The organism is Janthinobacterium lyxosi (genome assembly GCF_051380665.1).
In the GTDB taxonomy this organism is placed as follows: domain Bacteria; phylum Pseudomonadota; class Gammaproteobacteria; order Burkholderiales; family Burkholderiaceae_D; genus Janthinobacterium.
Genome location: NZ_JBNYXM010000003.1, coordinates 115,985 through 132,225 on the forward strand (window position 1 = coordinate 115,985; position 16,241 = coordinate 132,225).

Sequence of the window (16,241 nt, forward strand, 5' to 3'; positions counted from 1 at the left end):
GGCGCAGGGCGCCGGCACGTCACGGTTTATTTTCCGCCGGCGCCAGTGACGACCTGGCCGACTTTCTGCACATCGCGGCCAATGCCGGAGACGGTGTTGCAGCCAGACAGGATGGCGGTGGCGATGAGGAGGGCGAAGAGTTTTTTCATGATGATTTCTTGATAGTAAGTAAGGGACCGGGAGCGCTAGTGTACGCCAGCGGCGCCAGTCCCTGCCCTCATCGCAAGCCCCGCACGTCGACAAAGTGGCCGGCTATGCCCGCCGCCGCCGCCATCGCGGGCGACACCAGGTGAGTACGCCCGCCCTGCCCTTGCCGGCCTTCGAAGTTGCGGTTCGAGGTCGAGGCGCAGCGTTCGCCCGGCTCCAGACGGTCGGCATTCATGGCCAGGCACATGGAGCAGCCCGGCTCGCGCCATTCAAAGCCGGCATCCTTGAAGATGCGGTCCAGTCCCTCGCGCTCGGCCTGGTCCTTGACGAGACCGGAACCGGGCACCACCAGCGCCAGGGTGACGTTCGAAGCGCGGTACTTGCCGCGCACCACGGCAGCCGCCGCCCGCAAGTCTTCGATGCGCGAATTGGTGCAGGAACCGATGAAGACCTTGTCGATGCGGATGTCTTCGATGGCGGTATTCGGTTTCAGGGCCATGTAGACCAGCGCCTTTTCCATCGCATCGCGCTTGACGCTGTCTTTTTCCTGGTCAGGATCAGGCACGCGGCCATCGATGCCGATCACCATCTCGGGCGAGGTGCCCCAGGTCACTTGCGGCACGATGTCAGCGGCGTTGAGGGTGACGACGAGGTCGAAGCGGGCGCCCGGCTCCGAATGCAGGGTGCGCCAATAGGCCACGGCGCGTTCCCAGTGCGGACCGGACGGCGAAAACGGACGGCCCTTGACGTAATTAATGGTGGTGTCATCCACGCCGATGATGCCGGCGCGCGCGCCCGCCTCGATGGCCATGTTGCACACCGTCATGCGTCCTTCCATCGACAGGGCGCGGATGGCCGAACCGCCAAACTCGATACAGTAGCCCGTGCCGCCGGCCGTGCCGATCTTGCCGATGATGGCCAGTACGATATCTTTCGCCGTCACGCCGGCCGGCAAGGCGCCGTCGACTTGCACCAGCATGGATTTGGATTTCTTTTGCAGCAAGGTTTGCGTGGCCAGCACGTGTTCCACTTCCGACGTGCCGATGCCATGCGCCAGCGCGCCGAACGCGCCGTGCGTGGACGTGTGCGAGTCGCCGCACACCACCGTCATGCCGGGCAAGGTCGCGCCCTGTTCGGGGCCGATCACATGCACGATACCCTGGCGCTTGTCGTTCATGTTGAAGTAGGTCAAGCCGTAATGCTTGGCGTTCTTGTCCAGCGTTTCCACCTGCAGGCGCGAAACCGGATCGGCAATGCCGTCGACCCGGCTGGTAGTGGGCACGTTATGGTCGGCCACGGCCAGGTTGGCTGAAATGCGCCACGGCTGGCGGCCTGCCACGCTGAGCCCATCGAAGGCTTGCGGGCTGGTGACTTCGTGCAGCAGGTGCCGGTCGATGTACAAAATTGTCGTGCCATCATCTTCGGCCCGAACAACGTGGGATTCCCAGAGTTTATCGTAAAGCGTCTTCATCATGATTTATGCAGCGTTGCCACAGCCTGTTTAAGTGATCAAGTGATACCAAGTCATACGGTGATCCACAAGGATTATGCCATATATTGCGCAACACAGAACCGAAACAGGTAAAAGCGCGGGATTGGCGATACAAAGTTTGGTCGCATTGTTATATATGAGCTGTAAATTGCCGATATCGGCACATTGGCCTCATGCCGGCCCCATCCATCGGCGGGTTGCCGAACGAGTCACGGCGCGATCAGAAATTGATATTTTTTTCTCAATCTTTCGTGTATTGTATTTCGACAATAATGACCGGCGCACGCACCCGCACGCGACCACAACTGATGGGGACCTGAATGAAACTGCACACCTGGGCGCTGGCCGCCCTCACCCTGGCCAACACGCATGCGGTCGCCGCCGCGCCAGGAGAAACCTGCGTGCAAGACTTGCGCGCCATTGCGCCCTTCCTGCTGGCAAACGATACGGGCGCACGCGCCCACCTGGCGCAAAAGGGCCAGGCTTATTTCGACCTGGCGCTAACCTCGGCCACCACCGCGGCGGCCCGCGCGGCCGACGACAAGGCTTGCAACGCGATCCTGGGAAACTATCTGGGCATGTGGCGCAAAGGCCATTTGTACGTGAAGCCGGGCAGCACGCAAGACATCGCCAAGCCTGCGCCGGCCAAGCCGAGCATAGCGGGCCAGGCCGCCCCGTCGAAGGAGCCGGCGCTGCAGATCTTGTCAGACTCGACTGTGCTCCTGACCCTGCCCAGCTTCCAGGACCGCTACCGCGCCGCCGTGGCCACCCTGCTCGACACGCACCGCGCGGCACTGGCGGCGCGTCCCAACTGGATCCTCGACGTGCGTCGCAACGCCGGCGGCAGCGACAGCACGTATGCGCCGCTGCTGCAATGGATCAGCTCGGACGAGATAGTCAGCCTGGGCGCCGAATGGCTGTCCACGCCCGCCAATATCGAGGGCCAGGAAAAAGTCTGCGCGCTGCTCTCGCCCGGCGACCAGGCCTGCGCCGACTTTGCGGCCCAGGCCGTGGCACAGATGCGCACGGTCAAGCCGGGCGAATACGTGCCGCAGGAAAGTGGCGAACTCATCAGCTACACCCGCATGAGCACGCCGGAGCCGCGCCGGCCCGCGCGCGTGGCCGTGCTGGTGGACCGCGATTGCGCCAGCTCCTGCGAGGAGTTCCTGCTGGTGGCGCGGCAAAGTTTTCACGTCAAATTGATCGGCCGCAACAGCGAAGGCGCGCTCGACTATTCCAACCTGCGCCTGCACGCCCTGCCTTCCGGCGTGCGCCAACTGCAATACGCCACCTCGCGCTCGGCCCGTTTGCCGCAGTTGCAGGTGGACCTGGCCGGCATCATGCCCGACATCTACCTGCCGCCGCCGAAGGATGAGGCGGAGCGCGCGCAAGAAATCGTGCGCGTGCAGCGCTGGCTGGAAGGCGGCAGTCTACGCCCGGATCACATTTGACGCCGCTAGCACCAGAAAAAAAGCCCGCTAAACATAGCGGGCTTTCTCATGAATACAGCGATACTTACGGCGCCTGAGAAAACCGTAGCGAGCGGAAGGGAGAGGTGGCTAAGAAGCGCAACCGTACTCTAGTACGGTGAGCATCGCAGGCCGTCTATACCGACGCGCAGTAGGTTTTGTCAGGTGCAATCAGGCAGCTAAACGCACGCTACCTCTACACCCATCCATCAGGAACGACAGGCCAACGACCAGCACCAGTTCGCCTTCGGCCGAACGGGCCGTGCCCGTGATGCCTTCCACGGTGATGGCGGTCATCGGTTTGATCACCAGGTCGGCCGTGCCATCGACGGCTGCCACGGCGAGAATGTACGGCTGTGGCGCTGCGACAACAATGCCCACGCGCTCGCTACACGATTCATAGCCCAGGGCGCCGGCCAGCGACCGCACGGGCAATGGGCGCCCCTGGTCTTTCAGCACGGGCGCGCCACCCACTTCCATGAAGGTTTCCGGCAATTCGACGACGCGCTGCACCACCGCCATCGGCAGGGCCAGCGCGGCGCCCGACGTCGACACGAGCATGGTCGGCACGATCGACAGCTCGATCGGCAGGCGGATGGCAAACTTGGTGCCCTTGCCCAGCGTCGATTCGATGTGGATGGCGCCACGGTTCTTCTCCACGGCCGTCTTGACCACGTCCATGCCCACGCCGCGCCCGGAGACGCTGGACGCGACTTCCTTGGTCGAGAAGCCCGGCAGGAACACCAGCTGGAAGCATTCGTCGTTGCTCAATTGCGCGTTTTCGCTGATCAAGCCCTTTTGCTGGGCCTTGCTGCGCAGGAAAACCGGGTCCATGCCCTTGCCATCATCCTGCAGCACGATCATGACACTGTTCGCTTCCTGCCATGCCTTCAGCGAAATATACGATTTGGCGGGCTTGCCGGCAGCCAGGCGCGCTTCCGGCGATTCGACGCCATGGTCGAGCGAATTGCGCAGCATGTGCACGAGCGGATCGTACAGGCTGTCGACCACCACGCGGTCGACTTCCGTCTCCGCGCCTTCGATGGTCAGCTCGACATCCTTGCCCAGGTCTTTCGCCAGTTCGCGCACCAGGCGCGGGAACTTCTGGAACAGGCGACCCACGGGCTGCATGCGCGTGGCCAGCGTGGCACGCTGCAGTTCGGTCGAGTAGCGCGAAGCGCGTTCCAGGGTTTCCGCCAGGGTTGCCATCAGGGTGGCGGCCTGGCCTTCAAATTTGAATTGCAGCAAGCGTTCGAGCAGCACGGCAGCCTGGTTGGCAGCCTGCACCGACTCGCCGGCCACTTCCAGCAGTGCGTCGAGCTTGACGGCGTCGACGCGGATACTGTCTTCCTTGACGGGCGCGGCATGGCGCACTTCCGGACGATCTTCGCGGCGTTCCGCGCCATCCCAGGCCTTGGCTGCCGGCTTGGCAGCCGCAGCGGCCACGACGGCCGGCGCAGCAGCGACGGCGGAGGCCGGTGCGGCAGCGACCTGGCTACCCGCCGGCACGACAGCGTTATACATGCCTTCCCAATCCAGTCCATCGGCACTGGCGGTGGAAATAGCGGCGGCTGGCGCCGCCACGACCACTTCGGCAACGGGCGCAGCGGCTTGCGCCACCACGGCAGCGGCAGGCGCAGGTGCGTCCATGCCCTTGCCTTCGATGGCGTTCGTCAGGATGTGTTCCAGCTCTTCCGGCATGGCCGGCAAGCTTTCCGGCGCGGCACCGTTGGCCAGTTCCGTCAGCTGGTCGGCCACGAAACCGGACGCTTGCAGCGCCGCCTCGATGGCGATCGGGGTCACCGGCGCGGCGCCCGTGCGCAAGGCGTCGAACAGATTTTCCGTCAGATGGCAGGCCGCCACCAGCGCGGGCAAGCCCATGAAGCCGGCGCCACCCTTGATGGTGTGGAAGGAACGAAACACGGCATTCAGTGTTTCCTTGTTGTCAGGATCACGCTCTAGGCGCAATAAGTGCTCTTCAACATTAACCGCAAGATCCATCGCCTCAACGACGAAATCCTTGAGCATATCGTCCATTAGAATCCCAAATCCGCAAGAAGGTCGTCTACATTATCCTGGTCCAGCGCCACCGACGGCACGGACGGGCCCTGCATCAGCGGCACCGGCTTTTGCGCCAGTTTTTCGCGCACTTCGGCCGGCGCGTTGTCGCGTAGCAGCTGGGCAAGCTCGTGCTCCACCGTCTTGGTGATGTTGACCACTTTTTTGATCAGCTGGCCCGTGATGTCCTGGAAATCCTGCGCCATCATGATTTCCAGCAAGCGCGCTTTTTCCGCTTCCGTTGCCTCGGCAACGGCTTGCGCGAACTGGCGCGTATCGCCGGCCAGGGCCTTGAATTCTTCCAGGCTCAGCTTGCCATCGAACAGCGCCGTCCAGCGGCTGTCCATGTCCTTGGCTTTCTTCGACAGCACATCTTGCGCCGGCATGCCTTCGTCGAGCGTATTCAGGACCTTGTTGGCGGCCTGTTCCGTCAGGGTGGCGACATATTCCAGGCGGTCCTGGGCATCGACGATCTGCGACGACGCTTCCGTCAACGCCTTGTCGTAGCCCAGTTCGCGCAGCGAATCGTGCAGCAGGCGCACGATGCCGCCCAGGCGTTCGAACATCGGCTTGTCGGACGGGTCGACAGGATCGGCTGCTTCGCCAGGCACGCCTGCGGCAGCCGCCGGTGGCGCTTCCGGCACGGCGGCGACTGGCGCTTCCGCTGCGGCTGACGGCACGGCGGCGCTGGCCGACACCGAATCGAACAGCGCGTCAAAATCGTCGTCCGCGATCACGGCTGCGGGCGCTGCGGCAGGCGCGGGCTTGGGAGCGGCCGCACTTTGCGCAGATACTTCATCGAATAATGCATCAAAATCATCAGCGGCGTTGGTCATATCCCTGCTTCTCCATAATTTGTCAAAATTCCGCCTGAACTGTGCGTTTTACAGACTGATACCCACAATTTCTCGATTAAGATGATTTGAGGCAATACCGCTGCGATGGTGCGAGTGTAGCAGGGCGCCGCCCTGTTGGTAAATCTCAAAACGCGCTTCCTGGTGTAAAGCTGGTCCATCAGAGCTTTTCCGTCAGGAAATAAGTGTTCCTGCTGTTGTATTTTGAAATACTACCATTGGCGTGCCTGCAAGACCACGCGCCGTACAAGAAATCCTGCTCGCGGGCGCCTGCGCAACAGTGCGCCACGGATATCGTTGCGGACAAAACACGATCTTTCTGCCAATGTTGTCTATACTGAAGGTGCAATAGTATTGATAATTATCAAGTCTTTACATGAATACCATGCTGCCGCCGCGCCTACAATAAGGGGCGTTGCGCGCGCTGAGTCACCGCCAAAGGACCTGCCATGTATAAGAAAATTCTGATCGCCACGGACGGTTCCACCGTCTCCAACCTGACGGCCTGTGCCGGCGTTGCCTTTGCCGAACAGATGCAAGCCGACATCCTTGCCGTCTATGTGGCGCCCGAATACCAGTACCCGGTGTACATCGAAATCATTCCACCAAGCTATCCCAGCGAGGAGGAATACCGCATCGCCATGCGCAAGGCGGGCGCCGACCACTGGCAGCCCATCCTCGACGCGGCCGCCAAGCGGGGCCTGGAAGCGACGGGCCTGACAGCCTTTTCCGACAGCCCCGCCCTGAAAATTGTGGAAGTAGCGCAATTGCAGCAATGCGACCTGATTTTCATGGGCTCGCATGGCCGCAGCGGCTGGGGGCAATTGCTGCTCGGCAGCGTGACCAACAAAGTACTGTCGCACTCGAAATTGCCGGTGCTCGTGCATAGGCTGATCAAGGAACCCCCATCGAAATAAGGGGTCACATGACCACGCAGGCCGCCGCAGCCCCTATATCGGGTAAAAGGCAAAACTGCGGCCATTTCAGTTAAAATGACAACGTTTCTCGTTTCTTAATACCTGGCCGGCCGCCACAAAACGGCCAGGGCAAATTACACGCTTCCAGATTGCGCGCCTATGATACGTATTGTGATTGCCGACGACCACACCATCATGCGAGAAGGATTGAAGCGCATCCTTGACGGCGCGCCGGACATCGACATCGTGGGCGAAGCCATCGACGGCTTTGAGGTACTCAACCACGTACGCCAGGGCGGCTTCGACCTGTTGCTGCTCGACCTGTCGATGCCGGGCCGCAGCGGCGTCGACCTGATACGGCAAATCCGCAGCGAGGCGCCCAAGCTGGCCATCCTGATCCTCACCATGCACGAGGAAGAGCAATATGCGGTGCGCGCCATCCGCGCCGGCGCGCAAGGCTATCTGACCAAGGAAAGCGCGGGCACCCAGCTGGTGGGCGCCATCCACAAGGTGGCGTCGGGGCGCCCCTACATCAGCGCCGAGGTGGCAGAGCAGCTCGTGCTCAACATCATGATGCCAAATGAAAGCTTGCTGCACAAACAGCTGTCGGACCGCGAGTTCGAAGTCTTTTCCCTGCTGGTGGCGGGCAAGTCGATCACGGAAATCGCCAACAATCTGCACCTGAGCGTGAAGACGGTGAGTACGCACAAGACGCGCATCATGCAAAAGATGGGCATGAGTTCGCTGTCGGAAATGGTCCAGTATGCCGTGGCGCACCGCCTGCTGTCCCCCTTCAAGACCTGACCATGCGCGTCAGCGCGTAGGAACAATCCTACATCAATTGCCACAGCTCCTACTGCCATATTCAGCCACTGCTGATATTAATTGCATACGGTTGTTGGCATACTGAAACCAGTAATCAAGTTGCTGGGAAGTTATTTCATCACACAGCAAGTCTTCAGCGAATTGAGATTTACCAGCCTGGACGCGCGCCGCCGACCCTTGCCCGCCCGCCGTCCTGCGCACCTTGTCATTCAACTCTGAACTACCTGTCACCAGGAGATGAACATGCTGTCCACGCAAACGCCTGAAACCCGCACTGCCTCTCCATCGCTGGCCCCCTCCTCTCCGATGGAAGCGGGGCGCCAGCGCCAAGGGCGGCTATGGTCGAACCTGAAGGAGGTGTGCGACCTGCTGCATATCTCCAGCGCCTGCACCATCGCCGCCGACGAGCTGCTGTTCCAGCACGTGCAATTCAAGACGGGGCAGCGCGTGCACACCATCGGCCAGCCCTTCGACACCTTGTACATCGTTAATTCGGGCTTCCTGAAAACCGTGCTCATCGACGAATTCGGCAATGAGCAGGTACTCAGCTTTCCCATGAAGGGCGACATGCTGGGCGTCGACGGCATCCACTCGCGCCATTACTCCTCGGAAGCGGTGGCCCTGTCCGACTGCGACCTGATCCTGCTGCCGTTCAAGAAGCTGACGGCGCTGGGCCGCGTGCACCTGGAACTTGAAAATGTCATGTACGGCGTGATGAGCCGCGAACTGGTGCGCGAACAGGCGATGATCGGCATGCTGGGCGCCCTCAGCGCCGAAGCCCGCGTGGCGCGCTTCCTCGTCTCGCTGGCCGACCGCTTCGCGCAGATGGGCTACTCAAGCAAGCTGTTCAACCTGCGCATGACGCGCCATGAAATCGGCAGCTACCTGGGCCTGACCCTGGAAACGGTCAGCCGCACCTTGTCCGCCTTCAATGAAATCGGCCTGATCACGGTCGACCAGCGCACCATCGGCATCAAGGATCCGGACGCCCTGAAAACCCTGCGCCGCCTGCCGCCCTCGCGCTCGCGCGCCAAGCAGCTGGCCGCCGCCAAGCTCAAGGCCGACACCACCGCCGCCGCCAGCGCCTCGGCGCAATTGCTGGCCACCATTTAACGCGCCCCCCGATTCCTTCAAGCTTGGCACAGGCTTGACCCGGCCAAGGCGCGCAACGCCTTGCCGGGTCTTTTTTGCTGCCGCTCCCCTTCCGCGCCGCGCCTGCGGCCGCCTTTGCGCAGCCCCCTCATCCAAGCTGCCCTGCCGCCGTAAAAAACGCAGATTTTGCACAAATAAGCCTTGCTTTTCGGGCCACATTCAACAATAATGCAAATACGAATCATTCTCAACTGAGACAAAGAAAGCCCAACATGCAAAGCTCAAAACCAGCCTTGATCCAGGATGCCGCTACCGCCCACGTTCGTCCTCCCGTCAGCATGGCGCAACCGGCGCGCCGCATCACCAGCGAAGCGCTGCTGCAGCAGGGCCGCGAAGTGGAGATTGAGCACAGCGGCAAGATCTATCGCCTGCGCGTCACCCAATTGAACAAGCTGATCCTGACTGCCTGAAGCAGCACGGCAGCCAGTCACCACACTCGCCAGCCAGTCGCGTCCCGTGCGCACAGCCAGCCAAACCACCGCACAGGAGTGTTTGATGGCGAATGACCGACCTTCCCCGATGTTTCCGTCCCCGCAGGGCCAACAGCCTGAATTGCTGCTGTCAGCCGTGCTGCACCTGATGTCGCACTACCATGCGGGCAGTCCCTGCGAGAAACTGGCGGGCGTCATCGAACGCCATCTGCAAGTGCTGTCCAGTTCACCCGGCCTGGGGCCCGTGCTGCAAGCGACCTGCCAGCAACTGTCGCAGCAATGGGCCGCCCTGGTGGCGCTGCACCGGCCCGCACCGCCCAGGACCACCTTGTTTGAGCGCCTGGCACGCATGCTGAGCGCCAAGCGCCCTGCCTCGCCCCTGCCGCAATAATTTCTCTTCAACACCCCATCGCCCAACAGGATATCGCCATGTGTGACAAAGACCAGTCCCTGCCCGTCATCAGCAATTGTTCCAGCGACGGGGCCGAAACGGCCGCGCTCGCTTCGCGCCGCCGCCGGCTGTGGGAACTGTCGCATACCTGCCATTGCCCGCTGGTCGGCGTGGGTTTGCCATTGGGATACCTGCGCAAGCTGGTGGGCAAGATGACGGGCGGGCGCGTGCTGGCCGACGACTATGAAGTGCACGTGGGCGCCGTGACGGAATGCGGCGCGCGCAACCGCCTGTCCGAAGCGCTGCAAAAGGAACTCGAACGCCGCTACGCCCCCGTGATCCTGCGCTTTCGCGGCGCCAAGACCACGGAACAGGTAGCGCAACTGTGGCGCACGGCCGTCGCCAACGGCGACGTGTCGGGCGCCTTCTGGGCAGGCCTGACGCACCCGCGCTGCGACGCCGAGCTGGAAGAGCAGATGTGCCGCGACTTGCACATGATCCAGCACCAGGCCGGCGCCTGCGTGCGCGCCGACATGAGTAAATTTACGGCCCTGCAGGAAGAAAATGCGCGCCTGGCGCACGAACTGGCCAAGCTGCAACAGCGCAGCCAGGCCGCACTGATGGAAAAAACGGGCGAACTGGAACGCCAGGAAGCCGTGCTGCTGCGCACGCGGGCCGAGGCCATCGGCAAGGATAGCGTAATCGACGGCTTGCGCGCGGAGCTGGCGCAGCTGCAGGCAGCCATCCCGGCGCTGGAATCGCGCACGCGCCTGGTCGAGCGCCTGGCGCAAATGGATGAGCGCGAAAAGGAATTGCGCCAGCAAATCGCGGAATTGAAGCAAGCCCAGCCACGTCCGACCGCAGCCGTGCCGCCACCGGCACCGAAGCTGGAAGTGCCGACCGGCGGCAAGCTGAAAATGCCGATCCGCCTGGTCGATCAAAGCGTCCTGTGCGTGGGTGGACGCAGCGGCAATGTCGCCACCTACCGCGCCCTGATCGAGCGGGTCGGTGCGCAGTTCGCCCACCACGACGGCGGCCTGGAAGACAATGCCAACCTGCTCGATTCGAGCCTGGCGGCGGCCGACCTGGTGATTTGCCAGACGGGCTGCATCAGCCACAGCGCCTACTGGCGCGTCAAGGATTATTGCAAGCGCACGGGCAAGCGCTGCGTCTTCATCGACAACCCCAGCATCTCCAGCCTGGCGCGCGGCTTGCAGGAAGTGAGCGGCGAAATGGAACCGGCCGCGCTGAACACGGCGGAGTAACAAAGGCGGCGCGGCAAGCGCCGCCGACACGCCTAGGCCAGCAGCTCGCGCGCGATGGCCTCGCGCAAGATCGCATCGTCGACCGTGGTATCGGGCGCGAAACGTCCCACCACCTTGCCCTCCTTGCTGATCAAAAACTTCTCGAAATTCCACAGCACGTCGCTGGGCTGCTCCTGCGTGATGCCGTAGCCGGCCAGCTTGGCGCGGAAATCGCTGCCCGGCTTTTCCTGCGCCCGCGGCTGCTCTTGCACCAGGCGCTGGTACAGCGGATGCTGGCCCGGGCCCTTGACGACGATTTTTTCAAACAGGAGAAATTGCACGCCGTAAGTGCCGCGGCAAAAGTCGGCGATCTCGGCATTGCTGCCCGGCTCCTGCGCGCCGAATTCATTCGCGGGAAAGCCGGCCACCACCAGGCCCTCGGCCTGCTTGTCGGCATAAAGCTTTTCCAGTCCTTCGTACTGCGGCGTCAAGCCGCAGGCGGAGGCGACATTGACCACCAGCACCACCTTGCCGCGATACGCGTCCAGGCTGGCGGGTTCGCCATTGATGCGGCGCAAGGGAATGTCGTAAATGCTGTCGCTCATGATGCTTCTCCTCGGATGAAACAAGCATCATAGCTGTGTGCGCGCGAACGCGCTGGCGGCATCAAAAACTTAGTACACGTCGCGCCGGTAGCGCCCTTCTGCCGCCAGCGCATCGAGCGCTTGCCGGCCCAGCATCTCTTGCAGGGCCTGGTCGACGCCGCCCGCCATGCCGGCCAGGCTGCCGCAAATGTAGATGGCGGCGCCCTGCTGCAACCACAGTTTGACCTCGTCGGCATTGCCGCGCAGGCGGTCCTGCACGTAGGTCCGCTCCGCCTGGTCGCGCGAAAACGCCAGGTCCAGGCGCGGCAGATCGCCGCTGGCGTGCCACTGTTCAATTTCTTCGCGATAATGGAAGTCGTGGGCCGCGTTACGCTCGCCAAAGATCAGCCAGTTGCGCCGCTGACCGGCCAACACACGGTTTTTCAGGTGGCCGCGCAAGCCGGCGATGCCGCTGCCGTTGCCAATCAGAATTAATGGCCGTTGGGCATTGTCTTCCAGGCGGAAACGCCGGTGCTGGCGCAAGCGCAGTTGCACCACGTCGCCCACAGCCGCCTGCGCCGTCAGCCAGCCCGAGGCCAGTCCCAGGCTGCCATCGGGATGCGCATGCTGGCGCACCAGCAAGTGCACGCCGCCATCGCGCGGGATCGAAGCGATCGAATATTCGCGTGGCTGGGTGGAATCCGCCGGCGCCGCCACCTGCACCAGGTCGCCCGACTGCCAGTCAGGCAGGCTGCCCGCCACGGGCGCCAGCTCCACATGAAAGATGGCACCGCCGGCGCTGCCTGGATTGAGCTGGCGCCTGTGCGTCAGGCGCCAGTCGCCAAAGGCGGGCGCGCTCCAGTCCGGCGCGTCGCTGGTGCCGGCCAGGTGGCTCAGATGCTGGAACCATTGCTCGATGGTGGCGCTGGCACTGCGGTCGACTTCGATGCGTTCAAACAGGCGCGAGGCGCCCTGCGCCGCCAGCCAGGCATCCAGCGCGCGGCCGAAGCCGCAGAAGTGACCGTAGCTGCGGTCGCCCAGGGCCAGCACGCCATAATGCAATTGCGGCAGCGCAAGCTCGCCTGTCACGCGCGTCATGAATCGGCCCATGAAGGCGGCCGCATTGTCAGGCGCATCGCCTTCGCCATACGTGCTGACTAAAAACAAGGCTCGTTCCGCTTGTTGCAGATCAATGGCCGTGAGTTCGGCCAGCGCGCACAGGCGCACGGGGATGCCGGCCAGTTGCAGGCTCTGCGCCGTTTGCGTAGCCAACTCTTCGGCATTGCCCGTCTGGCTCGCATACGCCACCAGCCAGGCGGGACTATTCGCCAGCGCTGCCTTGGCGGCGTCGGCCGCGCGGCGCCTGGTGCGCGTGCGCAGCCAGGGCGCCAGGCACACGCCCGCATAACTGAGGGTCAGGGCGGCCAGCAAGGCCAGCCGTGTCGTATCGTGCGTAAAAATCATGGAAAGTAATGGTTCATTCGTCGAGCATGGCCAGTAGTTGGCTGCTCAGCGTTTCGTGGTAGTCATGGCCGTCGCGCTGCAGGAAGCGCGCGGCAAGGCCCTGCTCTTCGGCCAGCACCATGCCAGCTTCCGGGCCCAGCACCGTCAGGGCCGTCGACCAGGCATCGGCTGCCATGCACTCGGCGTGCACGACGGTGACGGAAGCGAGTTGATTGGCGATCGGCATGCCGCTGCGCGGATCAATGGTGTGTGAGAAACGAACTGTGCCGTCCTTAAAGAAACGCCGGTAATCGCCCGAAGTCGCCACGGACAAGCCATGCAGCGCCAGCAGCATTTCTGCCGGATGCTGTGCATTATCGGCACTATCGGCGGCGCCATCGACCTGTTCCAGCACCACCCACCACGGCTGGCCGTCCGGCTTGCTACCGGCGCCGCGCAACTCGCCGCCCACTTCCACCAGGTAATGATGAATGCCCTGGCTGTCCAGGTAGCGGGCCAGGCGGTCCACGCCATAGCCCTTGGCCACGGCCGAAAAATCCAGTTGCAAGCCGCCCGGCTGGCGCACGCGGCGGGCCAGCAAGTCCAGTTCCAGGCGGCGGCGCTGGCGCTGCGCCAGCAGCAGCGCCACCGTGTCACCTTTCGGCGGCAGAAAACCGGGCTCATCGTAGCGATTGCGGGGACCGAAGCCCCACAGGTTGACGAGCGCACCCGCGCACGGGTCATACGCGCCACCGGACGCTTGCGAGACGTGCATGGCAAAACCCAGCACCTCGCAAAAGGCGGCGGGCAGGCTGTGCCAGCTACCGGGCTCGGCCCGGTTGAAGCGGCCCAGGTCGGACTCGTCGCTCCAATGGCTCATTTGCGCCACGATAAGGTCCAGCTGTTGCTGCAAGCCTTGCTGCAGGTCGGCGCTACCGGCGCGTCCCGGCATGGCGGACTCCAGCAAGCGCACCGACCAGATGGTGCCCATAGCCAAGCCGCGCAAGTCCCGGATCGCGGCGCCGGGCGGCGCGACCTGATCGGAAATATGCTGGGGCAGCAGGACCCGGCGCATCGGCGCTCTCGTGAAGAGGCCGCCGCTTACTGCGGCAGCACTTCCACGGTAGCCGCGTATGTCATGCGGCGCTCCGGCATGGCTGGCGGCTGGCCGGCCACGGCCGGTGCGGCCGCTGGCCAGGTGCTGCTCAGGTAATACATGCCGGCCGCCGGCACCGTAAACGTGATCTCGCCCTTGGCATCCGTGCTCTGGCGGATTTCACCCAGCACGCCACGGTAGCGCACGCCGCCTGGCACCAGGCTGAACGCCTGGTTGGCCGCCGGCTTGCCATCGACCAGGAAGCGCCACGTGGCTTTCTCGCCCGCACGCAAGTCGTTCGGATGCGTCACCGGCACGAATTCCAGGCCCACGCCTGTCGGCTTGAACACTTCGGTGCTGGTTTCGCCATTGCTGAAGAAGGTTTCCAGGCGGCTGGCCGTGCGCGTGACTTTCACGTCTTGCGCATCGGCTGGCATGTCTTTCTTGAAGGTTTCCTCGTTGCCGCGGAAACGTTTCTGCTCGCCATTTTGCTTGTAGCTGGCCATGACGTTTTGCGACACGATGGCCGCTTTATAGGTGCCCGGCTTTTCCATCTTCACGTCGAAGACGCTGCGCAAGCGGCCCGTGACGGTGTTCGCCGGCGCCACTTTCGCGCCATCCGGGCCGGTCACTTGCAGCGCGTCCAGGCGCAGCGGCTGGTGGTCGATCTCGAACAGGCCATCGGAGACGGCGGCGTCCACCGTCACCCAGGCGTCCTTGCTTTCCACCATCGTGCTCGATGGCACCATCCAGCCGCGGTGGGCGTGGGCGTTCATGGCCAGGCCGGCCAGGGCCAGGGCGATCAGGGATTTGTTGAATCGATTGAACATGATGTGCGCCTTATGGTTTGAGTTGGACGACGACATTGCCGAGTTCTTCCTTGCCTTTGCCAGGAACGGACTGGGCTGATTTCAGCGGCCACTGGAACGGCACGCGCACCAGTTCGCGTCCGCCCGCTTCGCGCGCCGCTTCCACCACCACCTGGTATTCGCCGGCCGGCAGCTTGTCGAGCAAGGCCTTGGCGCCCGGGAAAGTCAGGGTATGTTCGCCCGGCGCGCGCGTGGCGCCGCTGACGCCGTCAACCGGCATGGCCAGGTCGCGGCCGCTCTTGCGCCACCATTGGCGCATGTCCTTCAGCCACTTCTCGCCTGCCTTGTCCTTCTTTTTCACGTCATACAGCACAGTCAGGTTGCCGACAACCTTTTGATCGGCCGTTTCCAGCCACGCCGCCACGTAGGGACGGTGATATTCCGCCACGTTCAGTTGCGGGATTTCAACTTTGAGGGCCAGGTCGGCCGCCATCGCCGAAGTACCGATCAGGGGAAGGCCAAGCGCCAGGGAGTAGCGTAATTTCATGGTGTGCCTGTAAAAAAGAAAAGTAAAAACGATCAGTGGATAAACAGCAAGGCGATCGCGCAGGGTATCAAGATACCGAGGCCAACCATCGGCCAGGTAAATGGCCGGTTGGCCGCGTGGAACTTCAAAATCAATAAACCCGTCAGGCAAAACACGATGCAGGCGCCAGCAAAAATGTCGATGAACCAGCTCCAGGCCACGCCCGTGTTGCGGCCCTTGTGCACGTCGTTGAGCCAAGACACCCAGCCCCGATCCGTCAGCTCATATTCGGCGGCGCCATCTTCCAGGCCGATGCGCACCCAGGCGTCACCGCCTGCCTTGGGCAGCGGCAGATACACTTCGTCGATCGACCATTCGGCGGGACGGCCGCCCGCGTTGAGCGACCATTGCTGCTTGAGCCAGATCTCGGCGGCGGCCGGCATGGGCGCGTTGGCGCCATCATGCTTGGCGGCATACGCGGCCAGTTCCGTGACGAGGGGTACCGGCAATTCCGCCTTCTGGCGCGTGATCGACGGCTTGGCTTCGATCTGGCCGGCGTGGTTCAGAGTAATGCCGGTAATGGCGAACAGAAACATGCCCAGCAGGCAAAGTGCCGAGCTGATCCAGTGCCATTGATGCAAGTTCTTCAGCCAGACGGCGCGGCTGGCGTTGTTCTTGGCCTTGTCTGCGGCGCCCGCATTACCCATCGAGGGCTCCCGGCAAGGAGCCAGCCAGGTGGCGCGACAAGTCAGTGTGCTTCATTCCCATCCTTCAATCAAAGTTCATGCCCATCGCTTCAAACA

17 protein-coding genes are annotated in these 16,241 nt (G+C 63.0%); 7 read left to right on the top strand and 10 right to left on the bottom strand.

From position 1 onward, the window contains the following. Window positions 1–26: 26 nt before the first annotated feature. Together ACQ4WP_RS03880 and leuC are read right to left on the bottom strand one after the other, a co-directional pair. Window positions 27–149 (bottom strand): entericidin A/B family lipoprotein, encoded by a 123-nt coding sequence (locus ACQ4WP_RS03880; protein ID WP_436518761.1) that lies wholly within the window; start codon window positions 147–149, stop codon window positions 27–29. A gap of 68 nt (window positions 150–217) precedes the next feature. Continuing rightward, window positions 218–1,621, bottom strand: a complete 1,404-nt coding sequence (gene leuC / locus ACQ4WP_RS03885; RefSeq protein ID WP_436518762.1) for a 3-isopropylmalate dehydratase large subunit — start codon at window positions 1,619–1,621, stop codon at window positions 218–220. A gap of 338 nt (window positions 1,622–1,959) precedes the next feature. On the opposite strand from leuC, the gene ACQ4WP_RS03890 reads away from it, so the two are divergent. Further along, window positions 1,960–3,090, top strand: coding sequence for a S41 family peptidase (locus ACQ4WP_RS03890; RefSeq protein ID WP_436518763.1), 1,131 nt, complete (start codon window positions 1,960–1,962; stop codon window positions 3,088–3,090). 189 nt (window positions 3,091–3,279) lie between these two features. On the opposite strand, the gene ACQ4WP_RS03895 is transcribed toward ACQ4WP_RS03890, so the two are convergent. Together ACQ4WP_RS03895 and ACQ4WP_RS03900 are read right to left on the bottom strand one after the other, a co-directional pair. Further along, on the bottom strand, window positions 3,280–5,145 hold the full coding sequence (locus tag ACQ4WP_RS03895) for a chemotaxis protein CheA (protein WP_436518764.1): 1,866 nt from the start codon (window positions 5,143–5,145) through the stop codon (window positions 3,280–3,282). Beyond that, window positions 5,145–6,002 carry a protein phosphatase CheZ gene (locus ACQ4WP_RS03900; RefSeq protein ID WP_436518765.1) on the bottom strand — a complete coding sequence of 286 codons (858 nt, stop codon included), beginning with the start codon at window positions 6,000–6,002 and terminating at the stop codon, window positions 5,145–5,147. The genes ACQ4WP_RS03895 and ACQ4WP_RS03900 overlap by 1 nt, the downstream gene beginning before the upstream one ends. 467 nt (window positions 6,003–6,469) lie before the next feature. On the opposite strand from ACQ4WP_RS03900, the gene ACQ4WP_RS03905 reads away from it, so the two are divergent. The 6 genes from ACQ4WP_RS03905 (at window position 6,470) to ACQ4WP_RS03930 (ending at window position 11,001) form a co-directional block, all read left to right on the top strand. Then, on the top strand, window positions 6,470–6,937 hold the full coding sequence (locus tag ACQ4WP_RS03905; protein ID WP_436518766.1) for a universal stress protein: 468 nt from the start codon (window positions 6,470–6,472) through the stop codon (window positions 6,935–6,937). 159 nt (window positions 6,938–7,096) lie between these two features. After that, entirely contained in the window at window positions 7,097–7,741 is a 645-nt protein-coding gene (locus tag ACQ4WP_RS03910) for a response regulator (RefSeq protein ID WP_034750556.1), read from the top strand. Window positions 7,742–8,068: 327 nt separating this feature from the next. Next, window positions 8,069–8,875, top strand: a complete 807-nt coding sequence (locus tag ACQ4WP_RS03915; protein WP_035821063.1) for a Crp/Fnr family transcriptional regulator — start codon at window positions 8,069–8,071, stop codon at window positions 8,873–8,875. A 251-nt stretch (window positions 8,876–9,126) separates the two neighbouring features. After that, complete coding sequence (hemP, locus tag ACQ4WP_RS03920) at window positions 9,127–9,324, top strand: hemin uptake protein HemP (RefSeq protein WP_034750559.1); 198 nt, start codon at window positions 9,127–9,129, stop codon at window positions 9,322–9,324. Window positions 9,325–9,409: 85 nt separating this feature from the next. After that, window positions 9,410–9,736, top strand: a complete 327-nt coding sequence (locus ACQ4WP_RS03925; protein WP_436503469.1) for a hypothetical protein — start codon at window positions 9,410–9,412, stop codon at window positions 9,734–9,736. A gap of 38 nt (window positions 9,737–9,774) precedes the next feature. Beyond that, window positions 9,775–11,001, top strand: coding sequence for a DUF2325 domain-containing protein (locus ACQ4WP_RS03930; RefSeq protein ID WP_436518767.1), 1,227 nt, complete (start codon window positions 9,775–9,777; stop codon window positions 10,999–11,001). Window positions 11,002–11,033: 32 nt separating this feature from the next. Here the strand turns inward: ACQ4WP_RS03930 and ACQ4WP_RS03935 are convergent, their stop codons facing one another. The 6 genes from ACQ4WP_RS03935 to ACQ4WP_RS03960 all read right to left on the bottom strand — a co-directional run bounded on the left by ACQ4WP_RS03935 (window position 11,034) and on the right by ACQ4WP_RS03960 (window position 16,145). Then, the gene (locus ACQ4WP_RS03935) at window positions 11,034–11,585 is read right to left on the bottom strand and encodes a glutathione peroxidase (protein WP_436518768.1); all 552 of its coding nucleotides are present in this window, start codon (window positions 11,583–11,585) and stop codon (window positions 11,034–11,036) included. A gap of 69 nt (window positions 11,586–11,654) precedes the next feature. Then, entirely contained in the window at window positions 11,655–13,028 is a 1,374-nt protein-coding gene (locus ACQ4WP_RS03940; protein WP_436518769.1) for a sulfite reductase subunit alpha, read from the bottom strand. 13 nt (window positions 13,029–13,041) lie between these two features. Next, the gene (locus tag ACQ4WP_RS03945) at window positions 13,042–14,082 is read right to left on the bottom strand and encodes an FAD:protein FMN transferase (RefSeq protein ID WP_436518770.1); all 1,041 of its coding nucleotides are present in this window, start codon (window positions 14,080–14,082) and stop codon (window positions 13,042–13,044) included. Window positions 14,083–14,108: 26 nt separating this feature from the next. After that, on the bottom strand, window positions 14,109–14,933 hold the full coding sequence (locus ACQ4WP_RS03950) for a DUF4198 domain-containing protein (RefSeq protein WP_436518771.1): 825 nt from the start codon (window positions 14,931–14,933) through the stop codon (window positions 14,109–14,111). 10 nt (window positions 14,934–14,943) lie between these two features. Then, the gene (locus tag ACQ4WP_RS03955; protein WP_436518772.1) at window positions 14,944–15,459 is read right to left on the bottom strand and encodes a DUF2271 domain-containing protein; all 516 of its coding nucleotides are present in this window, start codon (window positions 15,457–15,459) and stop codon (window positions 14,944–14,946) included. A gap of 32 nt (window positions 15,460–15,491) precedes the next feature. Then, window positions 15,492–16,145: a PepSY-associated TM helix domain-containing protein gene (locus ACQ4WP_RS03960; RefSeq protein WP_436518773.1), complete on the bottom strand. Its 654-nt coding sequence runs from the start codon at window positions 16,143–16,145 to the stop codon at window positions 15,492–15,494. Between the last annotated feature and the right edge of the window lie 96 nt (window positions 16,146–16,241).

Coding starts and splice junctions, on each gene's coding strand:
- ACQ4WP_RS03880 (WP_436518761.1), bottom strand. CDS start 149: ATGAAAAAACTCTTCGCCCTCCTCATCGCCACCGCCATCCTGTCTGGC.
- leuC (WP_436518762.1), bottom strand. CDS start 1,621: ATGATGAAGACGCTTTACGATAAACTCTGGGAATCCCACGTTGTTCGG.
- ACQ4WP_RS03890 (WP_436518763.1), top strand. CDS start 1,960: ATGAAACTGCACACCTGGGCGCTGGCCGCCCTCACCCTGGCCAACACG.
- ACQ4WP_RS03895 (WP_436518764.1), bottom strand. CDS start 5,145: ATGGACGATATGCTCAAGGATTTCGTCGTTGAGGCGATGGATCTTGCG.
- ACQ4WP_RS03900 (WP_436518765.1), bottom strand. CDS start 6,002: ATGACCAACGCCGCTGATGATTTTGATGCATTATTCGATGAAGTATCT.
- ACQ4WP_RS03905 (WP_436518766.1), top strand. CDS start 6,470: ATGTATAAGAAAATTCTGATCGCCACGGACGGTTCCACCGTCTCCAAC.
- ACQ4WP_RS03910 (WP_034750556.1), top strand. CDS start 7,097: ATGATACGTATTGTGATTGCCGACGACCACACCATCATGCGAGAAGGA.
- ACQ4WP_RS03915 (WP_035821063.1), top strand. CDS start 8,069: ATGGAAGCGGGGCGCCAGCGCCAAGGGCGGCTATGGTCGAACCTGAAG.
- hemP (WP_034750559.1), top strand. CDS start 9,127: ATGCAAAGCTCAAAACCAGCCTTGATCCAGGATGCCGCTACCGCCCAC.
- ACQ4WP_RS03925 (WP_436503469.1), top strand. CDS start 9,410: ATGGCGAATGACCGACCTTCCCCGATGTTTCCGTCCCCGCAGGGCCAA.
- ACQ4WP_RS03930 (WP_436518767.1), top strand. CDS start 9,775: ATGTGTGACAAAGACCAGTCCCTGCCCGTCATCAGCAATTGTTCCAGC.
- ACQ4WP_RS03935 (WP_436518768.1), bottom strand. CDS start 11,585: ATGAGCGACAGCATTTACGACATTCCCTTGCGCCGCATCAATGGCGAA.
- ACQ4WP_RS03940 (WP_436518769.1), bottom strand. CDS start 13,028: ATGATTTTTACGCACGATACGACACGGCTGGCCTTGCTGGCCGCCCTG.
- ACQ4WP_RS03945 (WP_436518770.1), bottom strand. CDS start 14,082: ATGCGCCGGGTCCTGCTGCCCCAGCATATTTCCGATCAGGTCGCGCCG.
- ACQ4WP_RS03950 (WP_436518771.1), bottom strand. CDS start 14,933: ATGTTCAATCGATTCAACAAATCCCTGATCGCCCTGGCCCTGGCCGGC.
- ACQ4WP_RS03955 (WP_436518772.1), bottom strand. CDS start 15,459: ATGAAATTACGCTACTCCCTGGCGCTTGGCCTTCCCCTGATCGGTACT.
- ACQ4WP_RS03960 (WP_436518773.1), bottom strand. CDS start 16,145: ATGGGTAATGCGGGCGCCGCAGACAAGGCCAAGAACAACGCCAGCCGC.